The organism is Bartonella kosoyi (assembly GCF_003606325.2).
Taxonomy (GTDB): Bacteria; Pseudomonadota; Alphaproteobacteria; order Rhizobiales; family Rhizobiaceae; genus Bartonella; species Bartonella kosoyi.
Genome location: NZ_CP031843.2, coordinates 1,522,812 through 1,544,157 on the forward strand (window position 1 = coordinate 1,522,812; position 21,346 = coordinate 1,544,157).

18 protein-coding genes and 1 pseudogene are annotated in these 21,346 nt (G+C 34.4%); 7 read left to right on the plus strand and 12 right to left on the minus strand.

What is annotated here, in order from left to right:
• The first annotated feature begins 53 nt into the window (after positions 1–53).
• From D1093_RS06635 to D1093_RS10255, 4 genes and pseudogenes are all read left to right on the plus strand, one after another.
• Positions 54–1,277, plus strand: coding sequence for a site-specific DNA-methyltransferase (locus tag D1093_RS06635; protein ID WP_425290650.1), 1,224 nt, complete (start codon positions 54–56; stop codon positions 1,275–1,277).
• Between the two features lie 63 nt (positions 1,278–1,340).
• Positions 1,341–1,700 (plus strand): hypothetical protein, encoded by a 360-nt coding sequence (locus tag D1093_RS10590; protein WP_425290651.1) that lies wholly within the window; start codon positions 1,341–1,343, stop codon positions 1,698–1,700.
• Positions 1,701–1,723: 23 nt separating this feature from the next.
• Positions 1,724–4,473: pseudogene (locus D1093_RS10595) on the plus strand (DEAD/DEAH box helicase).
• A gap of 923 nt (positions 4,474–5,396) precedes the next feature.
• Positions 5,397–5,645, plus strand: a complete 249-nt coding sequence (locus D1093_RS10255; protein WP_244613972.1) for a hypothetical protein — start codon at positions 5,397–5,399, stop codon at positions 5,643–5,645.
• A 457-nt stretch (positions 5,646–6,102) separates the two neighbouring features.
• Here the strand turns inward: D1093_RS10255 and sodC are convergent, their stop codons facing one another.
• From sodC to D1093_RS06665, 4 genes are all read right to left on the minus strand, one after another.
• Positions 6,103–6,627, minus strand: coding sequence for a superoxide dismutase family protein (gene sodC, locus D1093_RS06650; RefSeq protein ID WP_120101509.1), 525 nt, complete (start codon positions 6,625–6,627; stop codon positions 6,103–6,105).
• 453 nt (positions 6,628–7,080) lie between these two features.
• Positions 7,081–7,407: a hypothetical protein gene (locus tag D1093_RS06655; RefSeq protein ID WP_425290652.1), complete on the minus strand. Its 327-nt coding sequence runs from the start codon at positions 7,405–7,407 to the stop codon at positions 7,081–7,083.
• The gene (locus tag D1093_RS06660; protein WP_120101512.1) at positions 7,400–7,744 is read right to left on the minus strand and encodes a hypothetical protein; all 345 of its coding nucleotides are present in this window, start codon (positions 7,742–7,744) and stop codon (positions 7,400–7,402) included. Before D1093_RS06660 ends, D1093_RS06655 begins: the two co-directional genes overlap by 8 nt.
• 750 nt (positions 7,745–8,494) lie before the next feature.
• Positions 8,495–9,721: a UbiH/UbiF family hydroxylase gene (locus tag D1093_RS06665; RefSeq protein ID WP_120101514.1), complete on the minus strand. Its 1,227-nt coding sequence runs from the start codon at positions 9,719–9,721 to the stop codon at positions 8,495–8,497.
• A 179-nt stretch (positions 9,722–9,900) separates the two neighbouring features.
• Between D1093_RS06665 and pcsA the strand changes: the two genes are divergently transcribed.
• The 3 genes from pcsA to D1093_RS06680 are packed head-to-tail and all read left to right on the plus strand — an operon-like array spanning position 9,901 to position 12,212.
• A complete protein-coding gene (pcsA, locus tag D1093_RS06670) occupies positions 9,901–10,719 on the plus strand; it encodes a phosphatidylcholine synthase (RefSeq protein ID WP_120101515.1) in 819 nt (272 codons plus the stop codon).
• A gap of 24 nt (positions 10,720–10,743) precedes the next feature.
• Positions 10,744–11,790, plus strand: coding sequence for an enoyl-CoA hydratase/isomerase family protein (locus tag D1093_RS06675; RefSeq protein WP_120101517.1), 1,047 nt, complete (start codon positions 10,744–10,746; stop codon positions 11,788–11,790).
• Complete coding sequence (locus D1093_RS06680; protein ID WP_120101519.1) at positions 11,787–12,212, plus strand: DUF6163 family protein; 426 nt, start codon at positions 11,787–11,789, stop codon at positions 12,210–12,212. The genes D1093_RS06675 and D1093_RS06680 overlap by 4 nt, the downstream gene beginning before the upstream one ends.
• Positions 12,213–12,509: 297 nt before the next feature.
• On the opposite strand, the gene D1093_RS06685 is transcribed toward D1093_RS06680, so the two are convergent.
• The 8 genes from D1093_RS06685 to D1093_RS06720 all read right to left on the minus strand — a co-directional run bounded on the left by D1093_RS06685 (position 12,510) and on the right by D1093_RS06720 (position 20,845).
• Positions 12,510–12,872 carry a hypothetical protein gene (locus D1093_RS06685; RefSeq protein ID WP_120101521.1) on the minus strand — a complete coding sequence of 121 codons (363 nt, stop codon included), beginning with the start codon at positions 12,870–12,872 and terminating at the stop codon, positions 12,510–12,512.
• 119 nt (positions 12,873–12,991) lie between these two features.
• Complete coding sequence (locus D1093_RS06690) at positions 12,992–13,801, minus strand: MBL fold metallo-hydrolase (RefSeq protein WP_120101522.1); 810 nt, start codon at positions 13,799–13,801, stop codon at positions 12,992–12,994.
• Between the two features lie 10 nt (positions 13,802–13,811).
• Positions 13,812–14,585, minus strand: a complete 774-nt coding sequence (locus tag D1093_RS06695) for a TatD family hydrolase (RefSeq protein WP_120101524.1) — start codon at positions 14,583–14,585, stop codon at positions 13,812–13,814.
• Entirely contained in the window at positions 14,575–16,134 is a 1,560-nt protein-coding gene (metG, locus tag D1093_RS06700; RefSeq protein WP_120101526.1) for a methionine--tRNA ligase, read from the minus strand. Before metG ends, D1093_RS06695 begins: the two co-directional genes overlap by 11 nt.
• A gap of 76 nt (positions 16,135–16,210) precedes the next feature.
• Positions 16,211–17,257, minus strand: coding sequence for a DNA polymerase III subunit delta' (locus D1093_RS06705; RefSeq protein WP_120101527.1), 1,047 nt, complete (start codon positions 17,255–17,257; stop codon positions 16,211–16,213).
• Positions 17,254–17,898, minus strand: coding sequence for a dTMP kinase (gene tmk / locus D1093_RS06710; RefSeq protein WP_120101529.1), 645 nt, complete (start codon positions 17,896–17,898; stop codon positions 17,254–17,256). The genes D1093_RS06705 and tmk overlap by 4 nt, the downstream gene beginning before the upstream one ends.
• A 29-nt stretch (positions 17,899–17,927) precedes the next feature.
• The gene (locus D1093_RS06715) at positions 17,928–19,091 is read right to left on the minus strand and encodes a D-alanyl-D-alanine carboxypeptidase family protein (protein ID WP_120101530.1); all 1,164 of its coding nucleotides are present in this window, start codon (positions 19,089–19,091) and stop codon (positions 17,928–17,930) included.
• Positions 19,092–19,948: 857 nt separating this feature from the next.
• On the minus strand, positions 19,949–20,845 hold the full coding sequence (locus D1093_RS06720) for a septal ring lytic transglycosylase RlpA family protein (RefSeq protein ID WP_120101532.1): 897 nt from the start codon (positions 20,843–20,845) through the stop codon (positions 19,949–19,951).
• Positions 20,846–21,346 lie beyond the last annotated feature (501 nt).

The window sequence follows — 21,346 nt, forward strand, 5'->3', positions numbered from 1 at the left end:
ACTGTTCGCAAATACATCGTTTTCCGCAAACAGTTGGATTTAAAAACGATCATATGCATTATAATAAACAAAAATTAGAACTTACCTGGATTGGAAAAGAAGAACGTCCCAAATTAGAACCTCATGTCTTATTAGAAGATCTTGAAAAATCTTATCATGCCTCGCATCAAATATCATCGCAGGATATTTTTTATAATAAACTTATTTTTGGTGATAATTTGCTTGCACTCAAAGCACTTGAACAAGAATATACAGGAAAAGTAAAATGTATCTACATCGACCCACCTTATAATACAGGCAATGCCTTTGAACATTATGAAGATGGTTTAGAGCACTCCATATGGCTCAGTCTTATGAGAGACAGGCTGGAATTGTTACATCACTTGCTTGCGGATGATGGAAGTATCTGGATATCCATTGATGATGATGAACAAGCCTATCTTAAAGTAATGATGGATGAGATTTTTGGTCGCCAAAATTTCATCAACAATGTTATTTGGCAAAAGAAATATGCTCCACAAAATGATACAAAATGGTTTTCCGATAACCATGATTTTATAATGGTTTATGCCAAAGACAAAACGATTTGGCGCCCTTACTTGCTTCCTCGTTCAAGCGCTATGGATGCACGCTATAAAAATCCTGATAATGATCCGCGTGGTCCTTGGAAATCTGGAGATTTATCTGTAAAAAGAGTAACGCCTAAAGATATTTATGAAATCATCACACCTTCTGGACGAAAAGTGATGCCTCCTCATGGTAGAAGTTGGGCTATAAGTGAAAAAAAATTCTCTGAATTATTGAAAGATAATCGTATTTGGTTTGGTCCAACAGGAAGCAATATTCCTTCTTTGAAGCGTTTTTTATCAGAAGTAAAAAATGGTATGGTTTCAATGACGATTTGGCCTTATACGGAAGTAGGCCACAATCAAGATGCCAAAAGAGAAGTCAAAGCTTTTAATTCTGATGATGTTTTTACAACTCCCAAACCTGAACGGTTAATAGAACGCATCATACAACTTGCAACGAATCCCGGTGATCTTATCCTGGATTCCTTTGCAGGTTCTGGCACGACTGGCGCTGTTGCTCATAAAATGGGACGCAGGTGGATTATGATTGAACTTGGTGAACATTGCCACACCCATATTATCCCTCGTTTAAAACAAGTGATTGATGGAACTGATCAAGGGGGAATTTCCCAAAGTATCAATTGGCAAGGTGGCGGTGGATTTCGTTATTATCGCCTTGCTCCTTCTCTGTTGCAAAAAGATCCATGAGGACAATGGATTATTAGTCGCAAATACAATGCTGCGATGCTTTCAGAAGTCATGTGCAAACATATGGGATTTACCTATGCACCAGATGAAAATCATTATTGGATGCAAGGGTATTCAACGGAAACAGATTATATTTATGTTACAACGAGCGCCATGACCCATGAACAGCTGCGTATTATGAGCGAAGAGGTGGGGCCCCATCGCACATTGCTAATTTGTTGTACTGCCTTTGATACAAAAACAAAATCAGCATCCTTTGAGAATCTTACACTCACTAAAATTCCCCGTGCAATATTAGAAAAATGCGAATGGGGAAGGGATGATTACAGTTTAAATATCGCCAATCTTGAACCAATGATTGACGTCAAAGAAAGCAACAAAGATAAAGATGATACGCAAGAAGAATTAGATCTATTTGGATAATATATAAAAAAGCGGAGTTTTTCATGAACACTGTTGAAAAAAGGGTTTCTGCTCGCTTATCGTTGCGTGAGCCTCAACGTGAATCGTTAAATATTTTGGTGAACATCTTAGAAAATATAGAGCTTTCTAAAAGTGCTGATTTGGTTGCAGAATTAGAATTGGTAAAAAATCTCTATCCTTCTGTACAAGACTTTGAACAAAATTTTCCTTCTTTTTGTTTTGCCTTAGCAACGGGTATTGGAAAAACACGACTTATGGGCGCTTTTATCAGCTATCTTTATTTAACAGGACGTAGTCGTCATTTTTTTGTTTTAGCGCCAAATTTGACTATTTATGAAAAATTAAAACAGGATTTTAGTCCACAAAGTTCAAAGTATGTTTTCAGTGGAATGAGTGAATTCATTGCAAATAGACCCGTTATTATTACAGGTGAAGACTATGAAACTGGTAAAGGTATTCGTGCTGATGAACACCATTATCACGGACAACAGCGTTTTTTTGAAAATAGGGATACAGCCTTTATCAATATTTTTAATATTTCTAAAATGAATACAACGGATAATAAAAAAGGTGCACTAAAATTTAGTGTTCCGCGCATTAAACGCTTACAAGAAGCGATTGGCGAAAGTTATTTTGATTATCTCGTAAATCTTCCTGATTTAGTTTTGTTAATGGATGAGGCACATCGTTATCGTGCTTCTGCTGGTGCGGCAGCAATTAATGAGTTAAAACCTATATTAGGAATAGAGCTTACAGCAACACCAAAAACAATAGGGGCAAAATCTGTAGATTTTAAAAATGTTGTTTACAGTTATTCACTTGCAGAGGCTATGAGGGATGGTTTTGTAAAAGAGCCTGCGGTTGCTACACGTAAAGACTTTCAACCTCAAAATTATACATCTGAGCAATTAGAATATATTAAATTACAAGATGCAATTCTTGCACACGAAAACGTGAAAGCAGATTTAATCGCTTATGCCAACGATTATAACAAAAAGTTTGTTAAACCTTTTATTTTAGTTGTCGCTCAAGATACAAATCATGCACAGAAATTGCGTAATTTATTGGAATCAGATGATTTTTTCGCAGGGGCTTATAAGGGAAAAGTTTTAGAGATTCATACAAAGCAGTCAAATATAGAAGAAGATCAAAATATTCAAAAGCTTATTGCGATTGAAGACCCTCATGAACCAACAGAAATTGTTATTCATGTTAATAAATTAAAGGAGGGGTGGGATGTTACCAATCTCTATACGATTGTACCTTTGCGTGCATCGGCTTCAGAAATTTTAACAGAGTAAACTATTGGGCGTGGATTGCGTTTGCCTTATGGATGTAGGACGGGTATAGAATCTATTGATCGTTTAACAATCATTGCACATGATCGTTTCCAGGATATTATTGATCGTGCAAACGATCCAAACTCAATTATAAAAAAGCATATTGAGATTGGAATAGGAGGTGATATATCCTCTGAAAAGTCGGATATAGCGACGGTTCCAAGTCGAGCAGAAGCTTTATTTATGCAAACGGCGGGAACGCGTTATTGCGATATAGATAGAGCATCAGATCTAAAAAATATCGTATTACGGAATACAGATTCCCCTGTATTGACGCCCGAAGAGCAACAAATTGCTGTTATCGCGTGGAATATTATCAAAGAGAATGATAACTTACCAAGTTCTCAAATGCTTTGTTCTGCATCGATACAAGAAAAAATGAGCAATAAAATTATGAGTACTATGCCGCTAGCACAAAAGTCTCTCGTGTCAAAAGTGGTTACAATTCTGACAAAACAATTACCAGAATTGATGATAGATATTCCCAATATTGTACTCGTACCTTCACGTGAGGTTACTTATGGTTTTTCTGATTTTGATTTGAAAAATCTAGAAAGCTTAAACTTGCAACCTGTTAGTAAAGAGCTTTTAATTCGAGAATTGCGGACACATAAAAGCATTTTTCTCACTTCTAAGAATGAATATATCAAAGAGCCTCATCTTGAAAATTATATCATTCGTTGTTTAATTGATAATGACTTTATCGATTATGATAGCCATACGCTGTTATTACAAAAATTAGCTAGTCAAATGGTAGAGCATTTCCGATCTTATTTACCCAATGATGCGGCTGTTGAGAATGTATTAATTCACTATCAGCATAAACTTAATAATTTTATTGTTGCACAATTAAGAGAACATCAATGGGAAACACAAAAAGATTATGAAGTTAAAGTGACACGAGGTTTTACAACTTTAACACCTATCCATTATGTATTGCCACAAGGGACATCTCCTGTTGATTTTCGGAGTATTCCTGCCATTAAAAGCGATATTAAAAACTTGTATTCAGCGGCTTTAGAAAATGCTGTTACCCTTTGCAAAAGTTTGATTCAGTAGAAGGGGAATTACGGTTTGCTCAAATATTAGAGGATGATGCGCAAGTATTGAAATGGATGAAACCCGCGCGGGGGTTTTTCAAGATCGAATATGATAAAGGATCAACTTATGAACCGGACTTTGTGGTAGAAACGAAAGATGCTAAATATCTTTGTGAGCCTAAAAAAACCTCTGAAATACAAAACGTTATTGTTTTAAAAAAGAGAGAAGCTGCAGTTCAATGGTGTTGTCATGCAACGCGCTATGCGGCTACTTATGGCGGTAAAAAATGGTATTATGTTCTTATTCCCCATGATGCTATTAAAGCTAATAGTAGTTTTGAAGGTTTATGCGCAGAGTTTACTATTTCAGAATCTATACTTGAAAGCCCATAACTTTTTGCTTCAAAATAAAACACATAAGTTTTTTAATTGACGGATGTGAGGCTCGATCAAATATTTGAATATTATTTTTAATTTTTTGTACTATCGCATCATTAATTTAAAAATATTAGGGATTTCTTAAATAAGAAAGTTATTATTTTTTTCTAAAACATTAAAATAAAATGAAAAATGTATAGAAAAGTTATACAAGATTATGCTTTTTTATGGGGATTTACAGCTCATTTACAAATTTTGATAAAAATACAATCTTGCTTTCTTTATATAAAAAAATCCTTAAGTTTATAGTGATAAATTCAAAAAAATTAAACAGTTTGTTGTTTTTTCTTTTGGAACATCTGAATATAATGAAATATCCAGAGGATAAAAGGGGGTGATATGACTTTGAATTTAACAAACACTGTTTTTAATTTTTAAAGAAAAATCCGACAAAAAAATTTACAGCTCGAGACATTGCTCAATGGATATTTGATAATTATCCAGAAAAATGCCGCCAAAAACAAAAGCGGTCAACGGCAACAATCGCTCCTCTTAAGAATGACACAGCTCTTATTCAGCAAATTGTCGCTGAAATAGGATCTCAGCGACCTCAGTTACAAAAGCGTTATCCAGAAATTAAAACCACTGAAGGACGACCACGGCAATATTATTTTACCAAACAAACAGATAGGGCTGAAGTTGATGCAGTAGAGGACAATGCAGAGGGTAGAACAAAAGATGGTTCTGTTCAAGAGCATGATCTTTATCCATTATTATCTAAATTTTTATGGTCAGAACTTGCAGTTTACAGCAAGCGCATTAATGAAAAATGTTCCCATAATAAACATGGTTCGGGTGGGAATAAATGGCTTTATCCAGATCTCGTAGGAATACAAGATTTAAGTAAAGAATGGGATCGTGAAATCAAAGACTGCGTTTTGCAATATTTTGATAAAAAGACGAAGCTTTGGTCTTTTGAAATTAAAATTCTCATCAATCGTTCAAATTTACGAAAAGCATTTTTTCAAACGGTTAGCAATTCTTCATGGGCTAATTTTAGTTATTTAGTGGCTAATGAAGTTGAAGGTGTTGATACATTAAAAGAACTTCGGATGCTTTCAAGTTTGCATGGAATTGGATTTATAAGACTTGACAAGGAAAATGCTTCCGAGAGAGTGAGATCATAATTCCTGCTAAAGAACGGAGAGATATTGATTGGGATATTGCTAATAGATTAGTGGAGGAAAACAAAGACTTTCTTCATTATATTAAGCTCATTCGTCAATTTTATCAAACCGGTGAGATGCATCCATCCGATTGGGATCATATGGGGCCATGAAGGTTATTTTAAAAGGACTCTATTGTTTAAAGGTTTTTTATTTTTGCGTACGCATCAAGCAATTAAAAATATTGTTTCCTCATACTAAAGTTTTCTTATGAAGAATTTATACTGCTATTCTGTTAGTCTCGATTACTGTTAAGTGCTTTATCATCTATATTAAAGATTCAAAAAGAAATATGACTTTCTGAAACATTTTCATAGGTTACTTAACTTTTTGAAATGGGCCTAAAAAATAAATTTCTATCACATTTTATGTTAAAAGGAAGTGTATACGATACGGCTTACCATAATACCCTCTTTATTTATTCAATAACGCCACACGCCAGACGTGCACCACCTCCGCCAAGGGGTAATGGTTTATCTGATTGATTATCTGCCCCTAAATGAATGATTAATGAGCGTCCTGTAATTTCAGAGATTTTTTTCAATCGTGGAGCAAGAACGCTCATCGTGGCATATCCTTGTTTATCAACATAAAGTGCAGGTAAATCTCCAAGATGACCATCGACATTATAAGGTCCTAAATGTTTTCCGGTATGTTCAGGATCATAATGTCCTCCTGCGCTTCCAGCAATTACGCCATCTTTTGTATCACATGAAGGATTTACATGTACATGAAAACCATGCATCCCTTCTGGTAAAGTCGATAAATTAGGGATAAAAATCAAACCGTATGTGTTTTCTTCGATTTTAATGCTACCAATAGCCTTTTTTGAATTATTATCTTCTAGTTTATAAATATTTACTTTTGTTGATAGTGCTAATGCAGAGTTTTTATATATTATAAATGATATAAAAACGAATAATGAGAATAATATTTTTTTCATAAAATACCTTTATAATTAATTTAAATAAATTTAATTTATAAAATTAAACTTAATTAAAATACTTTTGTAGTAATATATATTAATAAATACATAAAAATATCCTAAAATTAACTTTAATAAAAATAAACTACATAGAAATATTATTTTTTATAAAGAATAAATAAATTAAAGTATATTTTATATATTTCTGAACATAACTCTCATTTTTTGATCTATAAAAAATGTAGCCTTTATAGACGGATAATTATATCTCGCTTATTTTTCTTCAAGAGATGCTTAAAAAAATATATTTTTTTGAGGTATAATAATGAATTAATCAACTAATCTTAATAAGTTAGCTAATAATATGATGATCATTTTAGCCAAAAAAAGATCCTATAATTTCTTGATAATTTTAATATTTTGTTCATAGAAAAAATGACTACAGTTTTAGTTTTCTATTCATTGTGAAATTTATAAAGAGAAAGAACTATTATGATTCATATAAATTTCCCATACAATACAGCATATACCGACACTCCCTCCTATTCCTAATCCTATTAGCGCTCCTATTATCGTTCCGGCAGAAAGTGCTACTCCTGCACCCATTGCGATAAATGGACCAAATCCTGGAAGAGCAATATAACCATAAGTAGCAAGAGTGGTTGCGATTGCTCCTGAGATGCTACCATTTAAACCACCAATAAAAGCAAATTCTTTAATAGAGTGATAGCACTTTTTGAAAAACTTTTTCTTGAAACGATGAATAGAAACGTTGCTGTAAGTTTTAAAATCAGTCATACTTTTTTCTTTCATTTTGAATGCTAATTGTTCCTGAATAGTCAACGGATACGAAAAAATGAGACTTTTTAAATTTTACTAAAGCACGCCAAATGCCTTTGTCATCTAAACGCAATCGTTTAATGTTCTCAAAACCATTTTGCATAAGACAATTTTTAACTTGTGAAGCAGTAAATGAATTCTGACCTATTTTAGTGACATTTTGAGTAGTGCTATAGGTAAAGGTTTGGCAATAAGGAAGATGAAAAACTTCACTGATTGAAGTAGTGACGATCAATGAAACACATACAATCATCATAAAAAAAACACTTAATTTCAAAATGTTATTTAGTTTCATATTGTCACCTCTGTTGAAACAACACTTCATTAACCGTTGTATTGCTAACTTGGTTCCCAAGATGATTTTATTTTTAATATTATACTTAATAAAAAAATGAAATTTTATTGAGTAAATAAAACTGTTTTTTATTATTTTTTATCTATAATTTTGAAGTTTTTATAGAGGATTATAAGAAATATATATTATATTTTTAAAATATTTCATATCAATAAACTAAATATATAGAGTGTTTTTTAGATAATATGAGATGTAGAAATATTAATTATACATATATTATGATACGAACTCAAAGAATCTGGTGTATGAGTACAAAGCTATAAAGGAATAAAAAGTCTCTTAGAAATGATCTCAAATATAAGCTCTTAGAAATGATCTCAAATATAAGGAAGCTCTAGAACATTAAAGGATGACAAACAGTTCTGAAGTGTACAGATTTGCAACCGTCATAAGCGTAAAAATAATAGTGTTTAATAGTTTTCTATCTATACTATTAATGCAGGCGCTATTGTGAAACGAGTTTACGTGGAAGATGTTACTTTAAAACAAGCGTGTAAATCAATAGAATGAATATTCTAGTATGAATTTTTACAAAACTGGTAAAGAAGCTTTGAATTATATTATCTCTTAAAGAATGAAATAATTCCTTTTGGGTGTTTATACGTTATGTGTAATTATTAATGGTTTTTATTTGCATAAGTAAGTTAGAGACAAAATGAGTATTTATTTTGCGTTATTATCCGGTATTTCTCAATAAAGTTGTTTGGGCGATTTTGTTGGAAATATTTGCATCATTTTCTTGAAACCATAACCGGGATACATTCCTTCGCGCATAAATAAATTACGTAATGGTGAGCAATTATGTAATAGACCAAGCCCAATACTGCGCATGATATGAACAGGCAACGTATGAGAAAGTAAAGCAGAGTTAAGGGTATGAACAGCTCCACTTCGGATGAATATATCTGGCTTACGGTATTGGTTATATTGTGTAACAATCATTTCAGAGTTAGAATCGGATATTTGATTGGGTAAAATATCAATCAAAGTTTGAACATCACGAAATCCTAAATTTAATCCCTGTGCTCCAATAGGGGGGAAAACATGAGCAGCTTCACCCACCAAAATCGTTCGATTCGCAGCAAAATGATGAGCGAGAAGTCCTGAAAGCGGCCATGCTTGAATTGATGTTTCTAAGGTTAGCGTTCCAAGCATTGATTGCATTTGATTTTCAATAATCTTTGTAATTTCTTTTGATTTTATATTCAATAATTCTTCAGCACGAGAAGGGTGAACAACCCATACAAGACTGGATCTTCGCCCAGGGAGCGGAACTTGTGTAAATGGACCATGTTCTGTATGAAATTCAGTTGATGTATTTTGATGAGAAAATTCATGAGAAAAGTTGAGAACAAGAGCTTTTTGTGGATAGCTCCACTGTTTGACAGTTATCCCTGCTGCCGCACGCGTAAGAGAGTGCCGTCCATCAGCCGCAATAACAAGGGGGGCTTGAATGACTCTATCATCAGAAAGAGTAATAGAGACATGGCTTTTTGTATGATGAAAAGATTTAGCTTCAGAAACAAATCTTTTAACATTAGGCGTCTGTGTAACAGCATCGATTAAAGCATTGTTCAATTCTACATTGGGTATATTATAGCCAAAAGCTTTTTCACCAATTTCAGCAGAAGAAAAATGCACCGTAGGTGCACGCACAATCCTAGAAGTTATATCGATAATTCTCATGGACGATAAAGCTGCAGCCTTTTTTTGAAGACTATTCCAAACATTAAGTTTTTGGAGCGTGCGTATTGCAGGCATCATAAGAGCTGTTGTCCGTAACTCATCTGTAAGAGCAGGGGGGCCAATAAGAAAAACAGAAATCCCCTTATGCGCAAGCCTCAATGCGGCTAACATCCCGACAGGACCTGCACCAATAACAGTAATAGCTTTATATTCTTTCTTTTCAAGTATCACAACGCGTTGAGCCTTTTCTCATTGAGCAAATATTTTAACATTTCCAAATAATTGCTCTCTTTTTATTGTACGAAGCTCTTCTATTATATTATGTAATAAATAATGCGATATAAAAAAGTAACCTTTTTATGATTTTTTTACGCTAAGTCATATCATGGGTAAAAATGGCGTATTGGTAGATGGATGAAGACTTTAAAAACGAGGATAAGAAAGCCTTGAAACGTAAGCTAACAAAGAAAATTAAAACAAACGCTAAATTATTACGCCATAAAAAAGTAACAATGCCACAAGCAAAGGCTTTTTCTGTTCATTTACTAACAGCTTCGGGATCATTTTTAGCGTTTCTTTCTCTTATATCGGCTTCTCAAAAAGAATGGACAGCTATGTTCTGTTGGCTTGGGCTTGCACTTCTCGTTGATGGTATAGATGGACCAATTGCGCGCAAACTTGATGTTAAATACATCCTTCCAACATGGTCTGGAGAGCTGTTAGATAATATCATTGATTATGTAACTTATGTTTTAATTCCCGCTTTTGCCCTCTATCAAAGTGGTTTTATGGGGGTAGGGTTATCGTTTGCATTGAGTGCAATCATTGTTATTTCATCAGCTATTTATTATGCAGATACGGGTATGAAAACCAAAGAAAACTTTTTTAAAGGGTTTCCTGTTGTTTGGAATATGATGGTTTTTACACTTTTTGTCGTAAGACCAGAGGAGTGGATTACTTTTATCATCATTGTTTTATCGGCCATTATATCTTTTTTGCCAATTTATTTCATCCATCCTGTAAGAGTCCTTCGTTTACGGAGAATTAATTTTCCAATTTTTCTCTTATGGTGTTTCTTTGGTGTTGTGGCTTTCTTTTATCAATTAGAGGCACCCTATTGGGTTAAAATAGGGATTTTAATAACAGGAATTTATATATATTGTATTGGCGCGATCATGCAAATATTTCCTCAACTTGGGGCAAAAAGTATAAAAAAAACAATAGACTAGTTGTTTTTTTAAGAAGGGTGTGAGATGCAAATTGATTTTGGAGCAGGTAATGATATTTCTTTTACGAAAGCAGGGTGTGCTGGTATTATAAAACTCTCACGCCCTTTAGCATTAAACGCTCTTAATGGGCGGATGGTTTCCGCTTTTAAAAAAGCTCTCAAGACCTGGGAAACAGATAATAATATTTCTTGTGTCTTAATTGAAGGGGAGGGGCGTGCTTTTTGTGCTGGTGGAGATGTTGTAGAAATCTATCATATGGGGAGAAGTGCTTCTGCTTATCAATATTTTAGGGATGAATATAGTTTAAATGCTTATATAAAACGTTTTTCAAAGCCTTACATTTCTTTCTTAAACGGTATTTGGATGGGAGGAGGGGTAGGCATTTCTCTCTATGGTTCACATCGAATTGTTACAGAAAATACAGTTTTTGCTATGCCGGAAGCTGCGATTGGATTTTTTCCAGATGTTGGTGCAAGTTTTTTCTTACCATCTCTTCCCAATCATTTTGGCATTTATCTTGCATTAACTGGGGCTCGTATCAGATGGGGAGATTGTTTAAATTTAGGATTAGCAACACATGCCGTTCCTGAAGTTAAGTTCGATATGATTAGGAAAGCAGTTATTGAGCAGGGAGATCCTACTTTAGCTTTAAATGAGCACGCAATTACAAAAGACTATGAAACGAGTCATGAAATACGCTGTATTGTTAACACTTGTTTTAGTGCCCAGACATTAGAAGAATGTCTTGAATTGCTTCATAAAAAAAGTAATGAAGGTATTTTATTTGCTAAAGAATGTTATAATATTTTGCAGTCGCGTTCTCCGATAAGTTTAAAAGTTATCTGGAAACAAATGAGACAAAATACAGCTCAAACTTTGGAAGATTGTATGAAAATTGAAAACCGCATTGCACATCATATGATTAATGCACATGATTTTCATGAAGGGATACGGGCTATGTTAATCGATAAGGACAAAACACCTCAGTGGCAACCAGATAAACTTTCAAATGTAACAGATGAAATGGTCAATTCTTACTTCCAACCTATTGAACAAGAGCTATTATTGTGAAAAATAATTCACACAAACGGATTTCAAAAATCAACTTAATTTATAACTGTTATTTACGATTTTTGGCGTTTATTTGCTTGAGCTTGAGTATTTTGTATTGGATACGCCTAGTTGGTGTCTTTCCAGGTGTTCTATGGCGTTTTGATCTTATGCCTTGGCAGTGGCAATTTGCATCAGCGATATTGGCTATTCTTTATCCTGTTGCCTTGATTGGACTGTGGATGTATTCATTATGGGGTATTATTTTATGGTGTAGTGCAGCATTGATTGAAATAATAACACTTTATTATTCCAATTTTGTTGATCAGCCATTTGTACCATTATTTCATGGGATATTATTTTTAGTCTTTGTAATCCTACAAATTATGATGATTTTTTTTAAAAGAAAAAAAAATAAAAAAAATAAAGAAAAATATTTATAGGAATGGTTATTCATTTTCCAACGTGCTGAGCTATAAAACGTACCTTCCCCACCAAAAGTTCCATAATATATATTATGCGATAATTTAATACAGAAAATAAAACCTCCTGGACGCAATGGAAACACCACAAACTCTAATTTAAAACATACATCCTCGACAAAAAAATCATGAAAAATTTGGAGAAAAATGGCACACGAATATTAGCTTATATATTTTTAGAGCGTAGGCTTCTTAATTGGTCTTTTTAATTGGTCTTTAAAGTATATTCCTTAAAGACCAAGATAGTTATTAAAAAAATTATTGTGCTATTATTTTACAACGTTTCATACGTGCAAGATCACTCAAAACAGCATTACGATTATTTAAAGCTGCAATTTCATTACTTTCGCTTGATTTTACATCCATAAAAAACAAAGCAGGTACAAATATAACACCCGCTGCTGCTAAAGCTACGTTCTTGTTTCTTGCTTTAGAACGCTCTGCGATTGTATCATTAATCTGACGTTGATTAGCAAAAAACTCTCGTTGAATATCGGCACAACTCATTGTTCCATCATGTAATGTTGTCGTTGAAATATTTTTCTCTAAACGCCCCCCACATGCTGTCAAGGAAACCGCTAAAGCTACAATACATATTCCCCGCTTAAAATACTTATGCATAAAAAAACCTCATTTTTGTCATAAAAAAGCACTAATTACGACAAAAATAAAACAAAATAAAGGATAGTTTTTAGAAAGGATTTTTATTTAAAGTAAAATATTGCGTTGATGTGATGGGTTTATGCCTCTGTTTCAAAAATAAGACCTTGATGTGCGGGTTTTACATAAGCTGGAACGTAATTGACAACCTCATTGTAATCTAGAGATCTGTCCATATGTGTGAGTATGGCTTGTTTTGGCTTTAAATATTCTATCCATTGTAATGCTTGATCAACAGAAAAATGACTCGGATGAGATTTAAATTGAAGGGCTTCAATGATAAGAACATCCAAATCCATTAATTTGGATAATGTTTTCTCAGGAAATTCACTAACATCTGTACAATAGGCAACATTCCCAATACGAAAACCTAAGGAATGAATGTTTCCGTGGTACTGTAAATGCGTATTGACGCTTATTGCTCCCCCCTGCCCCTGAATAATAAATTGGCTATCTTCATCGATAAGATGCTCTTTTAAGATAGGTGAATAAGAGGAATCTTTTGGTGTTTGAAAACAATATCCAAAAGCATTTTTAAGATGCTTTAGTGTAAAGCTGTCTGCATAGATATCAATTAAACATTTTTGTGCAAGAGCATAGCTGCGTAAATCATCAATACCGTGGATATGATCTGCATGAGAATGCGTGTAAAGAGCAGCATCAAGATGACTTACACGCGCATCGATCATTTGTGAACGAAAATCTGGACCTGTATCAATAACGACCGTTGTTCTTTTCCCTGATGGTTTAATGCGTTCAACCAATAAAGAACTTCTGTAGCGTTTGTTTTTAGGGTTATTGGGATCACATGTTCCCCAATCGCCATTGGGTCGTGGGACACCTGGAGAGGGACCACAGCCTAATATTGTAAATCGATACTGATCACACATAGCTTTTGCCTTATTTCATTTTACTAAATAAACGAAAAGCATTACGGGTTGTTATTTGAGCTGTTTCTTCAATGCTTAAGCCAATTGTTTCAGCTAAAATAGCTGCTGTATAGCATACAAAAGATGGTTCATTGGTTTTTCCCCGATGAGGAGTGGGGGCTAAAAATGGTGCATCTGTTTCCACCAGCAACTGCTCATGGGGCACAATTTTTGCTATTTCACGGATTTCAAATGCATTTTTAAAGGTAAGGATACCTGAAAAAGAAATATACCCCCCAAGTTCAATGCCGGCACGAGCAAGCTGCATTCCAGACGAATAACAATGAAGAATAAAGGGAAAAGCTCCCTCCTTTATCTGTTCGCGTAAGATTTTCTCCATATCGATATCTGCATCGCGTGAATGTATAACAAGAGGAGTCTGTGTTTCTCGAGAAGCAATGATATGTTCTTGGAAAACTTTCTTTTGCTCTTCTGGTGTAGAATAATCGTAATGGTAATCAAGCCCCCCTTCCCCAAATGCAACAATTTTAGGATGCTTCGAGAGCTTTATAAGCTCTTTGGCTGTAATATTTTGTTCTTCATGCGCATGATTGGGGTGGGTTCCAACGGAACAAAAGACTTGATCATAGCTTTGCGCAATAGCTAACAGCTTATCTAATTTACGAACATGGGTTGAAATTGTTATCATTCGTTGAACATCAGCATCTAAAGCCCGTTGGATAAAATTATCCAAATCTTGTGAAAAATCTTCAAAATCAAGATGACAATGTGTATCAATGAGCATGATGAGAATCTTCTTTCTTCAAGATATAACGAGGAAAAATCGGTTCTGGTGGTGGAAGATCAAGTCCTTCTTGAATTTTTGCATGAGCTATATGATACAATAACCGATTATCTTCAGCAACCGCGAGGCTATCAAGAAGTTTTGCTGCGGATTGGGGGATAAAGGGCAAAAGCATAATTCCTATTCGTCGCAAGATTTCTACAGTTATATAAAGAACTGTAGAAAATCGCTCTGGATCACTTTTCCGTAAACTCCAAGGTTGTTCGTTGGCAAAATAACGATTGGCATCTGCTACAGTTGAAAAAATAGCTGATAGAGCTAAGTGCATACTATGAGAAGACATCGCTTGGTGTACCGTTTCAAGCACTTGAAGAGATTGTTCTAAAAGCTGTTTATCTTGAACTAAAAATGCGGCGGGCTTAGGAACCTTTGCATCACAATTTTTAGCAATCATAGATAAAGAACGCTGTGCTAAATTTCCAAGATCGTTAGCAAGATCGGCGTTAATACGATTCACAAGGCTTTCATGGTTATAACTACCATCTTGTCCGAAGGGGACTTCACGGAGCAGAAAATAACGAACCTGATCAAGACCATAATGATCAATCATTTCAAAAGGATCAACGACATTTCCAACAGATTTTGACATTTTGGCACCACGATTAAGTAAAAAACCATGTGCAAAAATATTTTTAGGTAATTCAATTCCCACAGACATTAAAAATGCCGGCCAATAGACGGCATGAAAACGAATAATATCCTTACCAATGATATGCGTATTTGCAGGCCAAAAATTACGTTTTTTTGAATTTTTATTAAAAAAATCAATTGCTGATAGATAATTTGTAAGCGCATCAACCCAAACATACATCACGTGTTTGGGATTATCAGGAACAGAAACTCCCCAATTAAAACTTGTGCGTGAAATAGAAATATCTTTTAAACCCGATTTGATAAAACTTATAATCTCATTACGCCGCTCGATGGGAGCAATAAAATCAGGATATTTTTCATAATATTCAAGAAGAGCTTTTTCATAACGAGAAAGTCTAAAAAAATAACTTTCTTCCTCATTCCATTCAACAGGAGAGCCTAATTCTTTCTCGCGACGAATATTATCGGGTCCAACTTCCGTGTCTTTCTCTTCATAATAGGCTTCTTGGCGAACCGAATACCACCCCTTATAACGGCCAAGATAAATATCGCCATTCTCTTCCATCTTTTTCCAAATTTTTTGACAAGCTTGAGAATGGCGCTCTTCTGTTGTGCGGATGAAATCATCGTTAGAACAATTTAATACCGCAAGCATTTTTTGAAACACAGCACTATTACGATCTGCAAGTTGCTGAGGTGTCATGTCCAATGTTGCTGCAGTTTGTTGCATCTTTAGACCATGCTCATCTGTACCAGAAAGAAAAAATACATTTTTTCCGTTTAATCGTTGAAAGCGGGCTAAAACATCGCTTGCAATGGCACTATAGGCATGCCCAATATGCGGATTACCATTGGGATAAAAAATGGGAGTGGTTATGTAATATGTGTCACGCATGTCATACTCATTGTAAAACGCTATAAATAAAAGATACAATGACATAACGTCTGTTTATCACATTGTCACGGAAAAACTAATCCTCATGAATGATCTTATGAACTCTAAAAAGTAAGTTAATAACAAACTGCTTCTTATCGAGATTAAACAGTTGTATTTCCTCTATTTCTCGATGAATCTCCTGCCATTTTTGCGCATATTTTTTTGAGAGAAATAAATTTCCTTTTTCAACGAGCGTGATAGCTTTTTGTTGAACTTTATCAAGAATTTCATCACAAAATTGTTGAAATTGGAATGGGGAAGAAACAGATGAAAATGTTTGTGCAAGCGTGTGTACAATCGTTGTGTTACAAACAGGTTGCTCTAGAAGGGCATCAATTGTTTTAATAATTTCAAGACCGCCATGGCGAATAAGTAAAGCTGCTTTTCGAGGACTTCCTTTAGATTTTTTAATAATCATTTCAATCGTTTTTTCATCAGGTAAATCCTGATTGGTGAAAATATGTGTAATGACTTTTTGCATTTCATCATGATTGAGTGGGCGAAAAGAAATTTTTTGACACCGTGAATGAATGGTTGGAAGCAATTTTCCTAAAGAATGTGTGATAATAATAAAGAGCGTCTTTGTAGGCGGTTCTTCAAGTATTTTAAGAAGTGCATTGGCGGCATTTCTATTCATATCGTCTGCAGAATCAATAATAACAATACGCCATCCATTATCTTGCGATGTTCGGCTTAAAAAATGCATAATATCACGGATATCATCAATGAGTATTCCTGTTTTAAACTTTTGTGTTTTGATATCAAATCGACGTGAAATATACAAAAGACCAGGATGACTCCCCTGTGTAATTTGGCGCCATGGAATAGAATGAGGATCGGGTTCTAAGAAATTTCCTTTTTGAGAACTTAAAATATTCCAAGCAAGATGAAAGGCTAATGTCGCCTTTCCAATTCCATATTCTCCTTCAAATAATAACGCATGGTGCAAACGCTCTTCTTTAAGCATTTGTGTTAAAAAGTCACGAACATCCTCATGACCAAAGATAACATTATTCTGGGACGGAGATAAAATTGTCTCAATACCATCATATTGGGGGAAGATATTTATGACATCACTCATGAAAACTGATCCAACAATACTTGATGACAAAAATTTTTTATTTGATGCGCAATGACTTCCACTGAGCCAGTCGCATCAATAACGCGAAACCTCTGTGGCTCTTGTTTGGCCAATTGAAGAAAAGCTTGACGCCTTTGTTCTTGAATTTCCAACTGATCTTTTTCAAAATAATCGATTTCTTCTGTTTGTTTTCTTCGCAAATTAGCACGCTTTATACTAAACTCTGCTGGCATATCTAATAAAAATGTTAAATGAGGCATGATACCATTGAGCGCAATACACTCTAAAACAGAAAGAATAGAAGAATTGACGGTTTCATTGAGCCCTTGATAAACACGCGTAGAATCAATAAAGCGGTCGCATAAAACGATTTTACCTTTTTGCAAAGAAGGCGCAATAATTTCGGCAACATGATCGGTGCGTGCCGCTGTAAACAACACTGCTTCAATCAACGGTCCATATTGTTGTGTCTGCCCTGACAACAAAATATGCCGGATTGCCTCTGCCCCTGGTGTTCCTCCTGGTTCTCGTGTTGTAACAACATCATAACCTTGGCGAGAGAGATATTCAGCAAGTAAAGCAATCTGCACTGTTTTTCCTACCCCGTCCCCTCCTTCGAATGTAATAAAATAACCTGACACGTATGAACCTTAACCTTATTAGCGCGTAACTATAAATATTTTCGCAACCATCCAATTGTTATTTCATAGAATGCATCTTTTACTTTTGTAAAGAAACTTCCTTCCGGAACATTCACACCGGCAAAAACTGGTTTTTCCAAAAGAACCTTTTTATCTTCTAAAATTTGAATGACACCAACTGATTGCCCTGCAACGATGGGCGCTTTTAAGGGACCATGATATTTAACTTTTGCTTTAACATTGGCTTTTTTTTCATTGGAAAGCATAAAATTTATTGGTTTTTTGACAATAAGTGGAACAAAATTTCTCTTTCCACCATAAACAGAAGCACGGGCAACCGTTGCTCCTTTTGTAAAAATCGTTTTGAGATCAAAAGCCGTTATTCCCCATTGAAGAATACGTTCTATTTCCGTTGTATGTTTTTTACCATCTTGCAAACCATTGATTGCTAAAAAAAGACGCCGATGATTTTTATAAATGGTGGCAACCATTGAAAATCCTTCTTTTTCGCTGTAGCCAAAACCAAATCCTTCTACACCAATTTCCTTAGAAATAAGAGGGTTTTTATTCCGTTGAAAAATATTGTTCCACGTAAAATGAGGCTCACGATAAAGTGTATAATAATCTGGATATTCCTGAACAATATGACGCGCCAATATAATCATATCATGTGCTGTTACAAATTGTCCCTCTTCGGGAAGCCCTGTTGCATTAACAAAATGACTCTGAGATAATCCAATTATTTTAGCACGCTGATTCATCAGCTGTGCAAAATGGTCCTCATCTCCTGATATTCCTTCAGCCAGAATAATAGCAGCATCATTTCCATTGACAATAATTAAACCACGCAAAAGATCAGAAATATTGATTTCTGTCTTTATTTTTGCAAACATCGTGGTTGTACCGGAAGGTGCCCCACCCTTACGCCAAGCATTTTCACTGACCTTGAATTTTTGGGTATTCTTTAACAATCCTTCTTTTAATTGATGAAAAACGACTTCTGCCGTCATCAGTTTTGCTAATGAAGCAGGAAAAAAAGGAATATCACTTTGTTTTTCAAGGAGTATTGTTTCTGTATCATCATCGAGTAACAACACTTGTGAAGCGGAAGTTTGAAAATCTTGTGCTCTCCCCCACGTGTTAAATGCCAATATTCCCCATAAGGTCAATAAGATCCTTAATACTGTATACATGAGCCACTCCTCCCATCCAAAGATCAGCATCAAGAATCATTATATAGGAAAAAACTTTTTTATTTCTGCAAATTAAAGAATTATTGAGAATTAAAGAAAAAATTTTAAAGCATGAAAGATGCAAAGACTTTTGGGCTTTTTTATTATTAGTACGTTGATTTATTTATAATAAATGATCACTTTTTTACCTTTCATAAGTAAGATTAGGATAGGGGTGAAGATTAAGATTATTAAAGAGAGTGTAAAAATACTTTTTATAAATCTCTCAAATACTAAGGATTTTTGCAAAACATAAGAGCTTTGCAAAATGTATGATGTATCTTTATATCTTCATACATGTAAAGAGAGTCATGCCTAATAGCTTTACAGTTCCCCTCTTCACGAACACTGTCATAAAATAGATTTTAGAGCATATATTTCTTTAAAATGGGCACCTGTGAATTGGCAATAAAGTATATTTTGTTTGAAATGTTCAGTCTACGTGAAGGGGGGGACTCCATTAAGAAATCGAGTAAAAAATCGAGAAAAAATGAGGCAACACGTAATCTCCTCATAATTACCTTATATGCTTTTGAAGGCTGCAAAGAGGAATCAAAAGAGAATATTGTTTCGCAAATTAGATTGTGTAATCATTTCAGATGATTACATAAACACATTCATGCAGTCTACTTTCCTTCAATTTAGCAAAAGCGATTACAACAAAAAAAGTACGCGCTTTATCAGAAAACACTGTCATAAAAGCAAGAATAGACTAGCAATCAATTGGAGAGACACATCAAGTTATTATTAATAATAATACTCCCCCCTTTTTTCTTTCTATTTGAAAATGATATTGATTAAAAATCAACGCATTTTTCTTAAAACAGTTGTAGCCAATTGACCTTTGTTCTTTTGTTGAGCTTATTTATAGAAGCAACTTGATCGAATGGCACCGGCTTATCAACCATGATAGGACCAATTTCTGGCAATTTCACTGCAACATTTTTATTGCGTTGTTCCTGTGAAACAGGATCTGCTTTAGCTAATCCTTCTTTGTTCTCTGTGTTACGCTCCTTGAACAAAACAGTTTCTCTTTTTTTCGAAACGCTTTCTGACGCTAATGAGTATGAGTCCGTATTTCCAGGAGTATAAGAGGCCATTAAATATGCACCATCATAATAGCCAATGGGTGCTTCAGCAATATATTCTACTTTAACATCTGCAACGCCCCTATCTACATAACCAAGTATTGTTGCAGCTTGCTTTGATAAATCAATGATACGGTCTTTCATAAAAGGTCCGCGATCATTCACTCTAACAATGAGTGAAGATCCATTTTTCAAATTAGTAACACGAGCATAGCTAGGTAAAGGCATTGTAGGATGAGCAGCAGTCAGAAGGTTCATGTCATAAATTTCACCGTTTGCTGTTAAACGCCCATGAAAATCTGAACCATACCATGATGCTTCGCCAACACGTGTATACGTTGGATCATTTTCAGGATAATACCACTTTCCTTTTATCTGGTAAGGTTTACCAACAATCGCCCGCCCATGTTTTTTTGCTTCTGCTTGATTTTTATTATTGGATATTTGTTTCGGTAGAACAGAAGTATTTACGTCAATTGGTTTATTATGATAGAAATCTTTTATTGAAAAATGTGCGGTTTCGCTTGCGCAACAAGACACCAATGATTGAGAAACAACGATCATAGAAAATAATTGAAATGTCTGCTTGATAATAGAAGTAAATTTCTTTTTACTATTTGAAGGCATCTATTCAGTCCACTTATTTTTGTTAAGTACTACTGTAAAAACCACGTCACGCTTTCTATACGCGAGAGGAGGGTTCACGTTTTTAAATGATATCCCTCGCGCATATACCATCCTTGAATTCGCTTCTTTTATCAAAAAATTAACACATTGTTAACCATTTTATGATTGTCATAAGAAATAAATGCACTATATAAAAAAGTCCAAAGATAAAATATATATAAATCAATATCTTATAGAAAATCATCTTATAAGATAAGCTGTGAATAAACACAAATTGTGAATAAGTATCGATTTTACCAACTTGTTTCACGTGATGCGGTGGGCATTAAAACACGGTCTATGAATTACAAAAACGAGTAGCCACACTTGTTATCAACACAAGTGTAATTATATCACAAGCTTTAAAGCTCTTTCGGGTTGGGCAGAGGAGCACTCTATAGCAAAACAGTTGATAGAAAAGGATTGGCTATAGAATAAATCAAAAAATTCCAAAAAGAATTA